Here is a 14,965-nt window from a genome sequence, read left to right as displayed (position 1 = left end):
TTTGGGCGTCCAGTGGAGGCCGCAGGCCGAAACGGTGTTTTAGCGTATTGTTATGCATTTTTGGCCAGCCGTAACCGAACATATTTATATATGATAGTTAAAGGAATTAGAACACAGGACAAAGCGAAACTGGCCACAGAAATAAAGACTATACCCGACAACATTCCCGCCTCCAACTCTATATTAACGCTCATTCCAATGACTACAGACAATACAAATGAAACAACCAACATTTTTAAAGGCTTTATATCATACGCTTCTGGAGAAAAATAAGCAGCCAGCGCCCAAACAAGCAATGCTGGTGACAGACCTAGAATAATTAAAACCGGCAACAAGAAAAACATGGGTATTGAACCTGCCCCAAATATGCATAACGCAGAGCTCACCTGCAGTTTTTGCGGAGAGCAATTGTGTAAAATGGAGCGCAGCGACATACACAATTGAGCGTAGTAAAAAATGTCAGGTGCAGATTTTTGTTATGCAATAGCTATACTACTGTTATATTTTTATAATCCGCGGACTGCACATAAGGAACCGGATCTAACAACTTGGCTTGTAAATTATTACATATTTCATGTAACGCAAGGAAAAACATAAGTAGATTTCCACTATCTGAATCAGATATCACATGTGTTCCCGGCTTCGGATTATTGTCATCATTTAAAGAGAGCGGTGAATTATCCAGCTTAACAAACCCCTTATTTAATAAAAAAACTCCGTCCAAAGCAGTGCCGGAAACTCCGATTCTATTTAAATGTGCAAATGTTGGCATTGGAATTGCTAATTCTGTGTGCGCTTTTACAATCCAGTCATAAACTGTGCTCATTTTTGCAGGACCATCGTAAGCTACAACATAATTTGCTACTTTAGGGGGAACCCAACCAAAACGACTTCCCTGCTTAACGCTAGGAGAAAGCGCCTTTGCATTTTTTGCAGCTTTCACCGACTGAAGAATTCCTGCCTCATTTAGCAATGATTTAACTTCGACCGTCGCGACTACAGACTCAATTAAAAATCCATTTATTCCACCATAAAACTCAAGTTTTGGAAAATCATTTCTGTAAATTACAATATCGTACTGATTGCGGCTCGAACTTGGTTGAGAATCACAATCGATTATTTCGCCTGTCCCAACAGAAACGTCTGAGCCAAGATGATCTACCAAGAACTCTTTTACAAAGCTTTCACGCGGAGTACCCTTATGCAACGTATGGCCAGCATTTGCTAAAACTTTCGACTTATAAACCAAGTATTTTTCAACTGCATCCATATGTGACTTTAACATTCTACTCTCTCATAAAAGGCATAACGCAGAGCTAAACGGCGCACAAAGTGGAGCTGGTTTGTGCGAAAATTTGCGAAGCAAATGCACAAACGAGCGGAGCTTTGGGCGTCCAGTGGAGGCCGCAGGCCGGAACGGTGTTTGAGCGAATTGTTAAGTGTTTACTTGCCCATGAGCTTAAGTTCATGGAACGTTTTGTTAAAATCATAAATTTGCTCTTCACCACAATCATATTCGGCTTGCCACAATATATTGCGATAATCAGTGCGCCCCAGTTCGATGACCTGCTTAAAGCGCTCAAGATTTCCTTTGGCTAGAAAGATCATAGCTCTGAGCATACGATCTCCGATTAAACCCTTGCTACGAGCATCAAGAATTTCGATTTGCTCAAGAGCCAGCTTAATATCGTTACCGAAGTCTCGCTCAATTTTTTGGTATATATCAGTCTTCATTGACACTTAACGCCGTTATAACCTGCATTTTGGGTGGAGTGTAGTACTGTGCAATAATGAGCACAGCGAATGCACAGAACGAAGCGTAGCCCAAAATGTCAGGTTTATAACTTTGTTATGCGCTTTTTATATGGAGTATTTTGGCTCCCTAAATATTCCGCTATACAAGTCTCTTGTTTGCGCAACTAGGACATGAAAATTTAAAGTCTTCTACGAAATCCCAACCATGGGATTTAGCTTCATTTGATACAGCTACACAATACTCAAGAAAATTTTCACCTAAGTCGCCAACCGGAACCTCTTGATAACCCAGAAGCTTGTCACATTCATAGCATTGGAATTCAAAAACCAAATGAACGTTGGCATGCCAAGGGTCGTTTTCATCAAATTCACTCGCACTCATTGTCAAATAGCTCTTGCAGGTCCGGATGACGCATAACGCCGCCCACAGGGGCCGCAGTGGAGGCGAATGTTTTGCAGTAGCGTTAGCGACAACTGCAAAACAAGCGCCGGAACGGAGGTCCAGCCCGCTTGCGGGCGAGCCTGATGGGCATTGTTATGCCTTTGGGGGTACGAAATCACCACCTGAGCCTTTTATGAACTTTGAATTGTTGCGATTAAAGCACTTACCAGATAGCTTCCAAAAATCACCCCTGCCACGAAAGTGCACTACATATTCAATTACTTCTGATTCTGTAGCGAAGACTATAACATTATGGCCATCCGATTTAAGAACATCTGTAAATTCCGATACTTGCCAATTAAAACCAAGAGCCTTCTCTGACATCTCATTATATGGACCTAGAAAGCAAACTTTCGTCCAATCATTACCGCCAAAATTGGATAGATCTAAACTCGCGAAATTTTCAGCCTTGAGTTTAGAGTAGATCTCATCACTTGTTTTATTTGCTACAGATTCATTATCAGTGCAACCAATAAATAAAGCTAAAGTAAAAATTAGAACGATTCTATTCATAGGCATAACGCCGTTATAACCTGCATTTTGGGTGGAGCGTAGTGCTGTGCAAAAATGAGCGTAGCGAATGCACAGAACGAAGCGTAGACCAAAATGTCAGGTTAATAACTTTGTTATGCATTACTGACAAACAAGGGCCTCAGATTCTTTTAGGATACGAAAGTTTGATATTCTTAGCTTGGGAATATTGTGCCCCCAACTCTCAAACGCTCCCGCCTTGGGCATTAATGGGCAACTACTCGTATAATAGCGTTTTCCGTTGTTATCTATCATTTCTATATCGTACTTAATCACAACATCTAAACTGCTTTGTGCGGATAACATCATACCTCCACTCCCCATTTTAGATAATGAAAATTCTATTCCATTCTCTCCGGTAGATGCTTGACTCACACTAACAATCCCATCTGATGCTATAACGACTTCTACGGCGGCATTAACTTCTGGAGCTACAAAAACTTCACCTACTCCTTTTTCGGATATATTCGATCTCGTATTACCCGTAACGCAACCACCAATAAACAAACCTAAAAGGGCCAATACAATTATTCTTAAACTCATAGACAATTCTCTTTGTGATGCATAACGCAGAGCTAAACGGCGCACAAAGTGGAGCTGCTTTTGTGAAATAATTTGCGAAGCAAATGCACAAAAGAAGCGGAGCTTTGGGCGTCCAGTGGAGGCCAAAGGCCGGAACGGTGTTTTAGCGTTTTGTTATGAGAGACCACTAACTGCACCTGCAACACCTTATTTTTTTAATACCAACCAAATTGATTAGTAACCCATAGATGCTTTTGACCTTACTTAAAGCAGCGTTGCCCAAAAGCCAACAAAATAATTCGAACCTGAAGACTATTTACCAAACTGGTAAAAACCTGATGACTAGCACCAACGAGGTTTAACTAATTTGTGTGTTTTTACAATTTAGTTAAACCGGATTAAAACTGCCAACTAAGGGCTACGAAAGCACGTTGTAATTGGCTTTAGCCTATTACTTTTCTAAATGAAATGAAAGTGGAAATCAAAGGGAGATAGCCATTCCATAGCACTTAAAAAACAATTCCAATTTAGGCCTTAAAACTGAACTTGGCGATAACTAGCTGGTAGCTCATAACGCCGTTATAACCTGCATTTTGGGTGGAGTGTAGTGCTGTGCAACAATGAGCGCAGCGAATGCACAGAACGAAGCGTAGCCCAAAATGTCAGGTTTATAACTTTGTTATGCATTTTTGGCCAGCCGTAACCGAACATATTTATATATGATAGTTAAAGGAATTAGAACACAGGACAAAGCGAAACTGGCCACAGAAATAAAGACTATACCCGACAACATTCCCGCCTCCAACTCTATATTAACGCTCATTCCAATGACTACAGACAATACAAATGAAACAACCAACATTTTTAAAGGCTTTATATCATACGCTTCTGGAGAAAAATAAGCAGCCAGCACCCAAACAAGCAATGCTGGTGACAAACCTAGAATAATTAAAACCGGTAACAAGAAAAACATGGGTATTGAACCTGCCCCAAATATGCATAACGCAGAGCTAAACGGCGCACAAAGTGGAGCTGCTTTTGTGCGAAAATTTGCGAAGCAAATGCACAAAAGAAGCGGAGCTTTGGGCGTCCAGTGGAGGCCACAGGCCGGAACGGTGTTTTAGCGTATTGTTAAGCTTCTAGTTAAAATTTACCCACTCTATTTGATAAGTGTTACCAGAACCAGTTGCGTTAACCACTAGTCTAAGCTTGGTACCAGAAGTATATGCAACGAGCGCCATTGAAAGAACACCATCGTATGCTGGCTCCGTATTTTTTAACTGAGCAAAAGTAACATTTTCACAAGCTGCACTCTTTTCATTACCCGGTATAATTAACAGCGAGTTTTGATGCGTGCCACCATCTTCACGCGAAGCCTGCACGTAAACCTTATCTACTGTTACAAGACCACAATCCATCCATTCTGCGTTAGCTATACTGGGGATTGTTATCATTAATAAAAAAAACAAGTACTTCATTCTCTATCCTAATTAATTGAGCTTAACGCAAAGCTAAACGGCGCACAAAGTGGAGCTGCTTTTGTGCGAATATTTGCGAAGCAAATGCACAAAAGAAGCGGAGCTTTGGGCGTCCAGTGGAGGCCACAGGCCGGAACGGTGTTTTAGCGTTTTGTTAGGTGCGGAAGGTAGATAGCACCCAAAAAGCACAACAAGGATGTTGATATACCTAAAAACATTACAGCTTGTTGACGTACTTTGGCTGACTTTTTTAACATTTTGTCGTTACCAAGAATCCATGATTTTGAAAATTCATAGCTTTTCTTATCTTCAGCGGCCATCAAATCAATATTGATAAATCTATTTTCAATTGAGTGCATAGCACCTTCAGTAGTAAGTTTCATCAACGGATATTCCAATGCACTTAGTACAGGCGTAACAAGGCAAACAACGCCCCAGACAACTAGAAATATCCGTATTTTTTTCATCTTCATGTACACCTAACGCAGAGCTAAACGGCGCACAAAGTGGAGCTGCTTTTGTGCGAAAATTTGCGAAGCAAATGCACAAAAGAAGCGGAGCTTTGGGCGTCCAGTGGAGGCCACAGGCCGGAACGGTGTTTTAGCGTTTTGTTATGAAAGACCACGAACCATACCTGCAACACCTTAAATATTTTATTACCAACTAAATTGATTAGTAACCCATACATGCTTTTAATATTACTTATAGCCGCGTTGCCTTAACGCCAAAACAGTAGCGCCAACCTTCTTTTCTTTAAGTAGAGTTCACAAAACAGCTTAGAAAATACTCGCTAGAATTGCGTTTAGCCTAGTACTTTTACAATTAGAATGGAAGTGAAAAACAGAGGAAAAAGCCATTCCATAGCGCATACAAATTAACCTAAATTTAAACCTTAAAACTGACCTTGGCGATACCTAGCTGGTAGCTCATAACGCCAAGTTAACCTGCCGGAGCGGAGTTGTTTGGTTTTGTGGTAGCGTAAGCGTAAAGCCACAAAAACAAACGACGCAGCGGAGGTCAGGTTGAACTTTTTGTTATGTAAATTAGCCACACTGCCTACCCGCGACAAATAGACTAGCAAATATACCAGTTGCCGAGCTGAAGAAAAGAACCAACAGCAAGGCAGACATAAGCTTGTTTTGAATAATGCTGCCCGAATGACCTGCCCGAATTCTAAGCCCCAAATAGATAACTGTATTTATCGTCGGGGCCCACAAGATCAGTGATGTAAGAAAAATATTTTTAGTAAGGCCACTGAAGCAATACACCCCTCTCTTTAGTTCAATCGAGAAGTGCGGGAGAGTCATACCATAAATACCCGCCACGGCTAATCCGGTAAAAACTAACGCGAGGATTATCCCTGCAAAAACTTCCTTTTTCGTTGTGCTTCTCTTCACTTCAATCCTTTACATAACATTTTAATATATGTCATTGGCATATATACCCATATGCCTAAATACAGACATTATGGGTAAAATTAATTGGTAAATCCATTGAGACGCCCCAACAAAGATGATTAAAGCGCCACAAAACTCAGATCTACGTCTCGGCATCTCTCGGCGGCGCCTTCAACTACCCTATTCCGTAAACCAAGTAGTGTTACGCGATCGTATCGACAGAGCCACAATTTAAGCTGGTTGCTCCAGGCTCCGTTATGCTTGATTATTTTTTTGCGAAGCTCCCGCTCTGTGGGTGCAACTTTTAGCGCCACGACGGTTTGATTCCTTAGCGATAGCCAACTTCCTTGGGTGGTTGCTCTACCCTCAGTTCTTCGCTCGTCTACCACCAACTCAATTGTGGTAAGAATTCTTCCTTTGTGCTCGCGGTAGCGCACTGCAACCAGTTGATCGCCCCACTCATTTGCAAAGCGTTTTGCACCATTATCTTTCGGTTTGAACGTTTTAATTACTCGCATATCCTTATGCATTCTAAGATTCCCTATAAAATGAAAATTATCGCCTAACAGTTCTAATCCATCAGTAAAAACTAACCCAACAACCAACAAGTTAACAAATAATTAACCAGTATATTTACCCCGATTACTAAATACACCTACCAACAATTAAAAAGTCGCCTACTCATACCTAAGCGCATCTGCAGGCTGAACGCGACTGGCTTTCCATGCGGGGTATAAGGTTGCTAAAAAACACATTACAAATGCGGTAATGCCAACAGCGAGAATATCTTGTAGCAATATTTCGCTAGGTAAATAAGTGAGCGGGTAAACATCAGATTTTAAAAATTGTACGCCGAATACAGCCTCAATTATGCGTACAAGGTTTTGTACTAATAGCGAAAGCACACACCCTACCGCCAAGCCTAACGAGGTACCAATTAGGCCAATGGCTGTACCCTGTGTAATAAAAATGGCCATTATTTGCTTGGTAGAAATACCTAGGGTACGCAATATAGCTATATCGCCTTGTTTATCTACTACTACTAACACCAATGTAGATACAACATTAAATGCAGCAATTGCCACAACTAGCGACATGAGCAGCCCAACTAAACTCTTCGACATTTTAATAGCGTGGTAAAGATTACCGTGGGTACGCGTCCAATTATTGCCGGAATACCCTGGACCAAGCTCAAGTAGATGGCGATAAACCACATAAGGTGCATCGAACAAATTATTTAGCTTTAGGCGCACACCGGTAACGGCATTGGGGTGTGAAGTTAAGGGAAGACTGTGAGTTAGAGAGGTAATTGCAAGTGTGGCATCCAACTCCGTTTTGGAATCTACTAAGCCCACCACTTTAAAATAGCCGGTTTTGGGGGCTGCGCGCCCGCCGTCGGCACCCGGCACTACCATCATAACTTTATTGCCAACGCTAACATTTAATGTAGCGGCGAGGTCTTTGCCTAGTAAAATACTTGGCTCGCCCTGCTCTATGCTTGCTAGCACATCGGCGGCAATAAAATCGGTTATGCGCGAAACACGTACTTCGTATTCTGGCTCTACGCCGTAAAGCACAACGGGCTCGGCTTGTTTACCCAGCGCGACCAAACCGTAGGTTTGCACATAGGGGGCGGCGGCGAGTATGTCTTTGTCTGCCGTTAACTCATCAACTAATGGTTGCCATTCGGCTATGCCCTCTTGATGATTTATTACTGCTTGAGGCACCAAACCAAGAATATTTTCACGCAGCTCTCGATCAAACCCATTCATTACCGATAGCACGGTAATAAGCAAACCAACCCCCACCACTAAGCCGGCAATAGAAATACCCGATAAAAAAGAGATAAGTTGGCTTTTTTTGCGTTTCGCGCCTGTGTAGCGCAAGCCTATTACAATAGGAAGCAGATTTAGCATAACAGCGCTATTGGCCTTGCTTGTTTAGTACACCGGCTTCTAACCGATATACTTGGTTCATAGTATTGGCTAGCACTAAATCGTGTGTTACCACTATAAAGCTTGTTTGCAGTTGCGCACTCAGCTCTTTCATTAAGCTTTGAATAGATTCGGCGTTTTCTGTATCTAAGTTACCGGTTGGTTCATCCATTAGTACACACGCGGGTTCATTTACCAACGCTCGCGCGATAGCTACCCGTTGTCGCTCCCCCCCCGATAACTCAGCGGGCTTATGATCTAATCTATGTGATAAGCCTACTTTATCTAATAAGGCCTCTGCTTTTTGTTTAGCCTGTGCCTTTTTCACCCCTGCAATAAGGCAAGGCATCATCACGTTTTCTAACGCCGTAAATTCTGGTAGCAAGTGATGAAATTGGTAAACAAAACCCAGCTCTTGGTTACGCACCAGGCCACGCTTATTATCGTTTAGTGAAGAAAAGGCTTTTTCATTTACCCACACTTCGCCAGCGTCTGGCTTATCTAAACCGCCCAGCACGTTTAGTAAGGTACTTTTACCGCTACCCGAGGCGCCAACAATGGCAATATGCTGCCCCTGCTCGATTTGCAAATTTACACCGCGAAGCACTTCTACTTTTTGCGGGCCTTCGCTATAACCCTTAACAACATTAAGGCATTTAATTACAGGGGTGCTCATTTTAATAACTCTTTTATATTCTGATTTGCCGCAATCGCATTCAAGCTGAAAACGCTACACATCATAACGAAGGGCCTCTGCAGGCTCTATTTTAGATGCACGCCACGCGGGGTATATGGTTGCCACAATCGACATCAATATCGCCATAGAGCAAACAAATATGGTGTCTTCCGCACGCCATTGCGAAGGTAAAAAACTCACGAAATAAACAGCAGGGTCAAACAATTGCCAACCGGTGGCGCCTTCTAACCCGGCTATCATTTGCGGTAAATAAATTGCCACACCCATACCAAATAATGCACCAAAGGCAATTCCCACTACGCCCATGGTTATACCTTGCACCATAAAAATTTGAATAATGCCAAAACGGGTTAAACCAAGGGTGCGTAGCACTGCAATGTCACTGCGTTTTTCTACCACCATCATTATTAGACTGGTCACAATATTAAAAGCAGCTACTGCGATAATTATGCTTAACATAATTGCGACTACGGTCTTTTCCATTTTTACTGCTTGAAAAAGGCTGCCCTGCGTTTGGCTCCAATCCTTGGTGGTGTAACCTTCGCCTAAAGAGGCTTTTAATTTAGAGATTTCTGCAGGAGCACTATAGATATCGTCGTATTTCAAATGTAAGCCAGCAACGCTATCACCCATGCGAAAAAGCTTTTTGGCATCGTCTATATGAATAAGCGCTAGGCTTTGGTCAACCTGCGCACCTACTTCAAATACCCCAATAAGCGTAAAGCGCTTACTGCGTGGAAACACACCTGCGGGGGTTATACTTACCTGCGGCAAGGTAACCGCGACTGTATCGCCAATGGCTAAGCCCAGGTTTCGGGCAATTAAGTTACCCAGTACGATTTGATACTCGCCAGCCTGTAGATCTGACAGCGCGCCCACAAGCATAAAATCATCCACAAGTGAGATGTTGCGCTCGTAATCTGGGTCTATACCTTGTATTTCTACCGGCCGCACACCGCCGCCATAGCTAACTAAGCCAGTGCCATCTATATAGGGGGCTGAGGCTAATAGATGGGGTTGATGTTGAATTTGTTCAGAAAGTGCCCGCCACTGCGTGAGGGGTTTTTCGGTTGTTAAAAAACCGTGGGGCACCACGCGCAAAATACGCTCTTTAAGCTCGCGATCGAAACCATTCATTACCGAAAGCACGACAATAATGGCGAATACACCAAGCGCCATCCCCAAAAGGGCAAACCAGCTTACAAATGCGATAAACCCGTTACGGCGTTTAGCACGAACGTAGCGAAGACCAATATGAAAAGGAAGAGTTTTTGACATGGGCAGATTAAACAGGAGTTAGCCTATATGGACAAGTAGGACCGGCAAGAAATTCCCCCAAGCCAAGATATGATCTATTATTTAGGTACATGCTTCTTATAAATTGATTAAATCATGAGCGAAACAGAACTCAAAAGCCGAGCACCTGAAAAACGGGACTTTTTTCGCATCAATCAGGATGTATTGTTTGAAGTACACCTGGTTGATTCATACGCCGCAGACAACAGCGCGCCCGAGTCGCATTTCGACGATAGCCCCGCCCTCACTCTTTTGAATCAGTTGCGCAAAATAGATAAAGACAACCAACAGATTCTTGGCTTAATTAAAGATAAGAACCGCCTATTAACGGACTATCTGCAATCGCTAAACAATAAAATTGACCTAGTGACACGGTTTTGCTTGTTTAGCCAACAAGCAGATAGCGCAGATCAAGCCACTACGCGCATTAACCTTAGTGAAGGCGGTATTGCCTACACCAGTAATCGCGCTGTGTACAAAGGCAATTTTTTAGTTTTGCGACTGATTTTTTTACCCAGCTATGTGCACGTGGTAACCTTTGCCAAAGTTGTGCGCTGCTCATCTAAAGAGAACGAACATCATGTGGCGGCTCGCTTCCACCGTATACAAGATAAAGATCGCCAAGAAATCGCTCGCCATATTTTAAAGGCGCAGGTACAGTTAAGAAAAAATTAGATGCCATGTTCGCATCGTTTTACGATTAGGTCTCAGTCATGAAAACAATCACCAAGCCTGTATTACTATTTTCACTACTCGCCGGTGTTGCCGCTCCTATAGCAACAGTAACCGCAGAAACCGTCGCCATGCCATCTGCAAGCAACAGTGACGTACGAAAAGTGAGCATGCCCGAGCGCGGCATGAGTAAGCAGCAAGTAGAAGCCATGTTTGGCGAGCCAGATAGCCGTCATGGCCCAACAGGTAAACCAGCTATCTATTACTGGGAATACGCCGACTTTACCGTTTATTTTGAGGCAAATTTCGTCATTCACGCGGTTTCTAAACACAAGTAATACGGTGGAGAGACCTCTCCACCCCTACCTTCAACAGCCATGCCTGTGTGCCTTTGCTACTTATACCCCAGCAACGCTAGCTGCTTGCGGTGATAAAGCGCAGCGTTTGGCCCTTCGTAGCTATAAACACGCCAAACTTCTTGTGCTGAGAACGACTCCCCCGGTTCAAGGTGCGTGTAAGGGCTATGCAGCTCCATCTCTAGCAAGCCAGCATCCACGCTCTTTGCACTGTAATCCAGGTAAAATTCCAACTGCCCTTGGGCTGGGTGAATTACCGCTTGTGGCTGAAGCGTAAACTCAATAACAAATAATTGATCAGCCGTGAATGCGGCCATCCAACCCTTACTTGGCTGCACAAACGCTTTACCTTTAAGCCTATCGGCAACTGTTAAATCGATGGTTAACATCCCCTCGTCAACAACAACCGATTGCTTAAATGGAGTTTCCCCAAACGTATCAATACGCACATTTTGGGCCCCAGCAACAGGTACGTATAACACGCTATTAGCATTTAGACGGGTGTTAAACCAAATATCCCACGCCACACTGGCTTGCCGTGTATTAGTCGCTGTTACATCTAATTGCAGGCTGCCATCGTCGTGCAACCCATAGGATTTATCCAACCTCAAGCCCGTAACTGGGCTTGCGGGCAAAGTCATAGTCACCGCGTTGCCTGATATAGCATTTAGCGTTGCGCTAGCCAGCACAGTATGGGCATCTGGCGGCCATACTGCCTTTTGTTGGCGGCGCTCTAGATTTTCTGTTTGATGCAACCACCACTCAGCCTGCGGCCCAATCCAATTTATGTGCCCTAAATAGCCAATATTATCTGAGCTAGATGATACTTTTGGTGCAGGTAAACTCAGCAACCGCTCGTTTACCTTAAGTACATTGTCAGCTCCCACCAAACCAAAATGCAGGCCGCGCCCACCTATTTGCGGTGTAATGGTAAACGTTGATATCTGATTGCTTAACTGTAGTTGCTGGATATGAGCTTGCGCACCGAGCATGGCATTATTGTCGCTAGGCTTGTCACTGTCACACGCAATAACGCCAATACCTAACAGCAACCAACTAACAAATTGGATAAACCGTTTTAAGACGCACGAGCGCTGAATACAAACTGGCTTTGCAAGCGCGTTTTTTACCATTGCCATGATGCTGCACCATATATTTATTTTCTACGGGCATAAAAAATGCCGCTAGGCGGCATTCAGTTGAGAGTATAAAACAGCTTGAGTCTATACAGAGTAAATAGCTTTGAAATTAGCTATGTCTGTTTACGCGATTCAACCCATTCAACGCAGCTACGCGATAAGCCTCTGCCATAGTCGGGTAGTTAAACGTGGTGTTTACAAAATATTTAACCGTATTGGCCCCATTTGGCTGATTCATAATAGCTTGGCCAATATGAATAATTTCTGCCGCTTCAGCACCAAAGCAGTGAATACCCAAAATTTCTAGGGTATCGATGTGGAATAAAATTTTAAGCATGCCCACATCTTCGCCACTTATTTGGCCGCGCGCGGTATCTTTAAAGAATGCTCGCCCTACTTCGTATGGAATACGCGCACTGGTAAGTTCCGCTTCGGTTTTACCCACAGAGCTAATTTCTGGCAACGTATAAATACCGGTTGGCGCATCTTCAACAAAACGCATTTCTTTTTGCAACATGGCCGCCACTACCGCACGGCCTTGATCGTAAGAAGCGCTTGCCAAACTTGGCCAGCCAATAACGTCGCCCGCTGCGTAAATATTATCTACTTCAGTGCAGTAGTTATTATCTACTTTGACTTGCCCCCGGTGATTCGCTTCCAAACCGGCGTTTTCTAAATCGAGCATATCGGTGTTACCGGTACGACCATTACACCATAACAATGCATCTGCACGAATGCGCTTGCCTGATTTAAGGTTTAAGGTAACCCCTTTAGACGTTGCATCTACCGATGCACACTCTTCGCTGTGACGAACCATTACACCGTTGTCACGCAAGTGATAGCTTAGGGCATCCGAGATTTCATCATCCAAAAATTCTAACAAGCGCTCGCGAGTGTTAATTAAGTCTACCTTTAAGCCTAAGCCCGCAAATATAGATGCATACTCACAACCAATAACACCGGCACCAAAAATAATAATTGTGCGGGGCGTGTGCTGCATATCTAGAATAGTATCGCTGTCGTACACGCGCGGATGAGTAAAATCGACATCATCTGGGCGATATGGACGCGAGCCTGTTGCAATTAGTACGCGCTCAGCACTAATAACGTCGCGCACACCGTGCGAATCCATAACCTCTACCTGAGTGTTAGATAAAAAGCGTGCATTACCAGAGTGCACGCGCACCCGATTGCGTGCAAAAAACTCGGTGTGAAGTTCAACTTGCTTAGGGATAACCTGAGACGCGGCATCTAAAACAGCTGGATACGTAAGTGGTCGAGCACCACCAATATTGCGAAAAATAGGCTGCGAACCAAATTGAATAACTTGCTTTACCGTGTGCCGTAAAGATTTAGAAGGTATAGTGCCTCGGTGTGTACAATTGCCGCCCAACATCCCTTGGCTTTCAATTACACCTACTCGCAAGTCACTTTTGGCGGCCGCCATAGCCGCAGCTTCACCGGCGGGGCCAGCCCCTATTACTAAAAAATCGTACTGAAATTCAGCCATTCGAGCCTTAATCCTCTTAGTTGGTTTTTTTACTCGCGTCGTAGGCGAGATCTTTACTTGCACCGGGTAAAGTTTTTTGGTCAGTATTCTGACTCTTTTGGTTCTTTTTCTGTTCTTCTTCGCATTTTGCCGTGTTACCACCGCAAATATCACATGCAGTATCAATGCCTATCGCACTCATACCACCGCATGACCCCTTTATTGGCTTACCTGCCAGTAAAACGCCCACAGACATAGCAATAATAACCACTGCTAAAACTACTAAAGTAAGGAGAAAGACTGTCATAGATCCACCAAGTAAGGTTGAAATTGAGGGGTGTATTTTATGGTAAATTGCTCACCATCTCTAATAATAAAATAAGCAGCCAAGCTAAGCTTTTCTGCTAAGGCATAACCTTCAACTGGGCCGAGCACGTTTAACGCCGTAGCCAAGGCATCAGCCTGCGCACAACTCGCCGCCACAACCGTAACAGATGCCAAAGTGTGCGTGATGGGCTTGCCCGTTGATGGGTTAATAGTATGCGAAAAACGCTTACCATCTACTTCGTAATAATTTCGGTAATCGCCAGACGTTGCCAAACCTACATCAGTAATGGCAATAGCTTGAATGGCACCAGATTGCAGCATGCTAGGCTTTTCAACGCCTATTTTCCAATGCTCGCCGTGCTCATTAACACCAGCTACGCGTATTTCACCGCCTATCTCGACCATGAAATTTTCGATGCCTTTTTTACGCAACAAATCGGCTATTAGGTCCGAGCCATAGCCTTTAGCAATGGCAGACAAATCAATATATAGCGCATTGGCTTTTTTTATAGCTCGCTTAGTACTATCTAGGGAATACTTATCGGAACCTATTTTCGTTAACGCATTGGCAATAGCTTCATCGCTTGGGTTGCTCCCTAAAGGCTTGTCTGGCCCAAACCCCCAAAGATTGACCAGCGGCCCCACGGTAACATCAAATGCCCCCATGCTTTGAGCGTTAATTTCTTTGCTTAGCTCAAGCATAAAATACAAGTTTTCTGAAACTGGCTGCCAATCGAGCGATTGAGATTGGTTTAGCCGCGAAAGCTCTGAACTAGCAATATAAGTAGATAAAACATCGTTAATACGACGTAACTCCTCATCTACCGCGTATTGCAATTCACTTTGACTAGGTGGAGTTTTTGCCGGCACCACCATTTTAATGTGGTACTGAGTACCCATGGTTTTACCTTCCAAGCGATACACAGGCGA

Annotated in this window: 19 protein-coding genes; 2 read left to right on the top strand and 17 right to left on the bottom strand. The window is 43.6% G+C overall.

The window, feature by feature from the left end:
- Positions 1 to 50: 50 nt before the first annotated feature.
- From SDE_RS09525 to SDE_RS09455, 13 genes are all read right to left on the bottom strand, one after another.
- Complete coding sequence (locus SDE_RS09525; RefSeq protein ID WP_041324522.1) at positions 51 to 344, bottom strand: hypothetical protein; 294 nt, start codon at positions 342 to 344, stop codon at positions 51 to 53.
- 143 nt (positions 345 to 487) lie between these two features.
- Positions 488 to 1,285 (bottom strand): DUF6602 domain-containing protein, encoded by a 798-nt coding sequence (locus SDE_RS09520; protein ID WP_011468296.1) that lies wholly within the window; start codon positions 1,283 to 1,285, stop codon positions 488 to 490.
- A gap of 158 nt (positions 1,286 to 1,443) precedes the next feature.
- The gene (locus tag SDE_RS09515) at positions 1,444 to 1,734 is read right to left on the bottom strand and encodes a hypothetical protein (RefSeq protein WP_011468295.1); all 291 of its coding nucleotides are present in this window, start codon (positions 1,732 to 1,734) and stop codon (positions 1,444 to 1,446) included.
- 160 nt (positions 1,735 to 1,894) lie between these two features.
- Complete coding sequence (locus SDE_RS09510) at positions 1,895 to 2,137, bottom strand: hypothetical protein (protein ID WP_041324520.1); 243 nt, start codon at positions 2,135 to 2,137, stop codon at positions 1,895 to 1,897.
- 153 nt (positions 2,138 to 2,290) lie between these two features.
- The gene (locus tag SDE_RS09505; RefSeq protein WP_143710871.1) at positions 2,291 to 2,710 is read right to left on the bottom strand and encodes a hypothetical protein; all 420 of its coding nucleotides are present in this window, start codon (positions 2,708 to 2,710) and stop codon (positions 2,291 to 2,293) included.
- 120 nt (positions 2,711 to 2,830) lie between these two features.
- Positions 2,831 to 3,271, bottom strand: a complete 441-nt coding sequence (locus SDE_RS09500) for a hypothetical protein (RefSeq protein ID WP_011468294.1) — start codon at positions 3,269 to 3,271, stop codon at positions 2,831 to 2,833.
- Between the two features lie 658 nt (positions 3,272 to 3,929).
- Positions 3,930 to 4,223 carry a hypothetical protein gene (locus SDE_RS09495; RefSeq protein WP_041324090.1) on the bottom strand — a complete coding sequence of 98 codons (294 nt, stop codon included), beginning with the start codon at positions 4,221 to 4,223 and terminating at the stop codon, positions 3,930 to 3,932.
- A gap of 166 nt (positions 4,224 to 4,389) precedes the next feature.
- Positions 4,390 to 4,728 (bottom strand): hypothetical protein, encoded by a 339-nt coding sequence (locus tag SDE_RS09490; protein ID WP_011466943.1) that lies wholly within the window; start codon positions 4,726 to 4,728, stop codon positions 4,390 to 4,392.
- Positions 4,729 to 4,871: 143 nt separating this feature from the next.
- Complete coding sequence (locus tag SDE_RS09485) at positions 4,872 to 5,195, bottom strand: hypothetical protein (RefSeq protein ID WP_226986464.1); 324 nt, start codon at positions 5,193 to 5,195, stop codon at positions 4,872 to 4,874.
- 1,049 nt (positions 5,196 to 6,244) lie between these two features.
- Positions 6,245 to 6,655, bottom strand: coding sequence for a hypothetical protein (locus SDE_RS09470; protein ID WP_041324516.1), 411 nt, complete (start codon positions 6,653 to 6,655; stop codon positions 6,245 to 6,247).
- Positions 6,656 to 6,802: 147 nt separating this feature from the next.
- Positions 6,803 to 8,041, bottom strand: coding sequence for a lipoprotein-releasing ABC transporter permease subunit (locus tag SDE_RS09465; protein ID WP_011468291.1), 1,239 nt, complete (start codon positions 8,039 to 8,041; stop codon positions 6,803 to 6,805).
- Positions 8,042 to 8,048: 7 nt separating this feature from the next.
- The gene (gene lolD, locus SDE_RS09460) at positions 8,049 to 8,735 is read right to left on the bottom strand and encodes a lipoprotein-releasing ABC transporter ATP-binding protein LolD (protein ID WP_011468290.1); all 687 of its coding nucleotides are present in this window, start codon (positions 8,733 to 8,735) and stop codon (positions 8,049 to 8,051) included.
- Positions 8,736 to 8,789: 54 nt separating this feature from the next.
- Complete coding sequence (locus SDE_RS09455) at positions 8,790 to 10,034, bottom strand: lipoprotein-releasing ABC transporter permease subunit (protein WP_011468289.1); 1,245 nt, start codon at positions 10,032 to 10,034, stop codon at positions 8,790 to 8,792.
- A gap of 114 nt (positions 10,035 to 10,148) precedes the next feature.
- Between SDE_RS09455 and SDE_RS09450 the strand changes: the two genes are divergently transcribed.
- Together SDE_RS09450 and SDE_RS09445 are read left to right on the top strand one after the other, a co-directional pair.
- On the top strand, positions 10,149 to 10,727 hold the full coding sequence (locus SDE_RS09450; protein WP_011468288.1) for a PilZ domain-containing protein: 579 nt from the start codon (positions 10,149 to 10,151) through the stop codon (positions 10,725 to 10,727).
- 38 nt (positions 10,728 to 10,765) lie between these two features.
- Positions 10,766 to 11,062 (top strand): hypothetical protein, encoded by a 297-nt coding sequence (locus SDE_RS09445; protein ID WP_011468287.1) that lies wholly within the window; start codon positions 10,766 to 10,768, stop codon positions 11,060 to 11,062.
- A 56-nt stretch (positions 11,063 to 11,118) separates the two neighbouring features.
- On the opposite strand, the gene SDE_RS09440 is transcribed toward SDE_RS09445, so the two are convergent.
- The 4 genes from SDE_RS09440 to SDE_RS09425 all read right to left on the bottom strand — a co-directional run bounded on the left by SDE_RS09440 (position 11,119) and on the right by SDE_RS09425 (position 14,935).
- The gene (locus SDE_RS09440; RefSeq protein WP_011468286.1) at positions 11,119 to 12,219 is read right to left on the bottom strand and encodes a DUF4380 domain-containing protein; all 1,101 of its coding nucleotides are present in this window, start codon (positions 12,217 to 12,219) and stop codon (positions 11,119 to 11,121) included.
- Positions 12,220 to 12,328: 109 nt separating this feature from the next.
- Positions 12,329 to 13,729 carry a Si-specific NAD(P)(+) transhydrogenase gene (gene sthA / locus SDE_RS09435; RefSeq protein ID WP_011468285.1) on the bottom strand — a complete coding sequence of 467 codons (1,401 nt, stop codon included), beginning with the start codon at positions 13,727 to 13,729 and terminating at the stop codon, positions 12,329 to 12,331.
- Between the two features lie 16 nt (positions 13,730 to 13,745).
- Positions 13,746 to 14,015 (bottom strand): (Na+)-NQR maturation NqrM, encoded by a 270-nt coding sequence (gene nqrM / locus SDE_RS09430; protein WP_011468284.1) that lies wholly within the window; start codon positions 14,013 to 14,015, stop codon positions 13,746 to 13,748.
- Positions 14,012 to 14,935: an FAD:protein FMN transferase gene (locus tag SDE_RS09425; RefSeq protein ID WP_226986484.1), complete on the bottom strand. Its 924-nt coding sequence runs from the start codon at positions 14,933 to 14,935 to the stop codon at positions 14,012 to 14,014. Before SDE_RS09425 ends, nqrM begins: the two co-directional genes overlap by 4 nt.
- Positions 14,936 to 14,965 lie beyond the last annotated feature (30 nt).

Origin of the sequence: Saccharophagus degradans 2-40, assembly GCF_000013665.1 — a bacterium.
In the GTDB taxonomy this organism is placed as follows: domain Bacteria; phylum Pseudomonadota; class Gammaproteobacteria; order Pseudomonadales; family Cellvibrionaceae; genus Saccharophagus; species Saccharophagus degradans.
This window is presented reverse-complemented; position numbering and strand designations above follow the sequence as displayed.

Excerpts from the sequence above, each read along its gene's own strand:
- SDE_RS09525 (WP_041324522.1), bottom strand. The coding sequence starts at position 344 with ATGTTTTTCTTGTTGCCGGTTTTAATTATTCTAGGTCTGTCACCAGCA.
- SDE_RS09520 (WP_011468296.1), bottom strand. The coding sequence starts at position 1,285 with ATGTTAAAGTCACATATGGATGCAGTTGAAAAATACTTGGTTTATAAG.
- SDE_RS09515 (WP_011468295.1), bottom strand. The coding sequence starts at position 1,734 with ATGAAGACTGATATATACCAAAAAATTGAGCGAGACTTCGGTAACGAT.
- SDE_RS09510 (WP_041324520.1), bottom strand. The coding sequence starts at position 2,137 with ATGAGTGCGAGTGAATTTGATGAAAACGACCCTTGGCATGCCAACGTT.
- SDE_RS09505 (WP_143710871.1), bottom strand. The coding sequence starts at position 2,710 with ATGAATAGAATCGTTCTAATTTTTACTTTAGCTTTATTTATTGGTTGC.
- SDE_RS09500 (WP_011468294.1), bottom strand. The coding sequence starts at position 3,271 with ATGAGTTTAAGAATAATTGTATTGGCCCTTTTAGGTTTGTTTATTGGT.
- SDE_RS09495 (WP_041324090.1), bottom strand. The coding sequence starts at position 4,223 with ATGTTTTTCTTGTTACCGGTTTTAATTATTCTAGGTTTGTCACCAGCA.
- SDE_RS09490 (WP_011466943.1), bottom strand. The coding sequence starts at position 4,728 with ATGAAGTACTTGTTTTTTTTATTAATGATAACAATCCCCAGTATAGCT.
- SDE_RS09485 (WP_226986464.1), bottom strand. The coding sequence starts at position 5,195 with ATGAAAAAAATACGGATATTTCTAGTTGTCTGGGGCGTTGTTTGCCTT.
- SDE_RS09470 (WP_041324516.1), bottom strand. The coding sequence starts at position 6,655 with ATGCATAAGGATATGCGAGTAATTAAAACGTTCAAACCGAAAGATAAT.
- SDE_RS09465 (WP_011468291.1), bottom strand. The coding sequence starts at position 8,041 with ATGCTAAATCTGCTTCCTATTGTAATAGGCTTGCGCTACACAGGCGCG.
- lolD (WP_011468290.1), bottom strand. The coding sequence starts at position 8,735 with ATGAGCACCCCTGTAATTAAATGCCTTAATGTTGTTAAGGGTTATAGC.
- SDE_RS09455 (WP_011468289.1), bottom strand. The coding sequence starts at position 10,034 with ATGTCAAAAACTCTTCCTTTTCATATTGGTCTTCGCTACGTTCGTGCT.
- SDE_RS09450 (WP_011468288.1), top strand. The coding sequence starts at position 10,149 with ATGAGCGAAACAGAACTCAAAAGCCGAGCACCTGAAAAACGGGACTTT.
- SDE_RS09445 (WP_011468287.1), top strand. The coding sequence starts at position 10,766 with ATGAAAACAATCACCAAGCCTGTATTACTATTTTCACTACTCGCCGGT.
- SDE_RS09440 (WP_011468286.1), bottom strand. The coding sequence starts at position 12,219 with ATGGCAATGGTAAAAAACGCGCTTGCAAAGCCAGTTTGTATTCAGCGC.
- sthA (WP_011468285.1), bottom strand. The coding sequence starts at position 13,729 with ATGGCTGAATTTCAGTACGATTTTTTAGTAATAGGGGCTGGCCCCGCC.
- nqrM (WP_011468284.1), bottom strand. The coding sequence starts at position 14,015 with ATGACAGTCTTTCTCCTTACTTTAGTAGTTTTAGCAGTGGTTATTATT.
- SDE_RS09425 (WP_226986484.1), bottom strand. The coding sequence starts at position 14,935 with ATGGGTACTCAGTACCACATTAAAATGGTGGTGCCGGCAAAAACTCCA.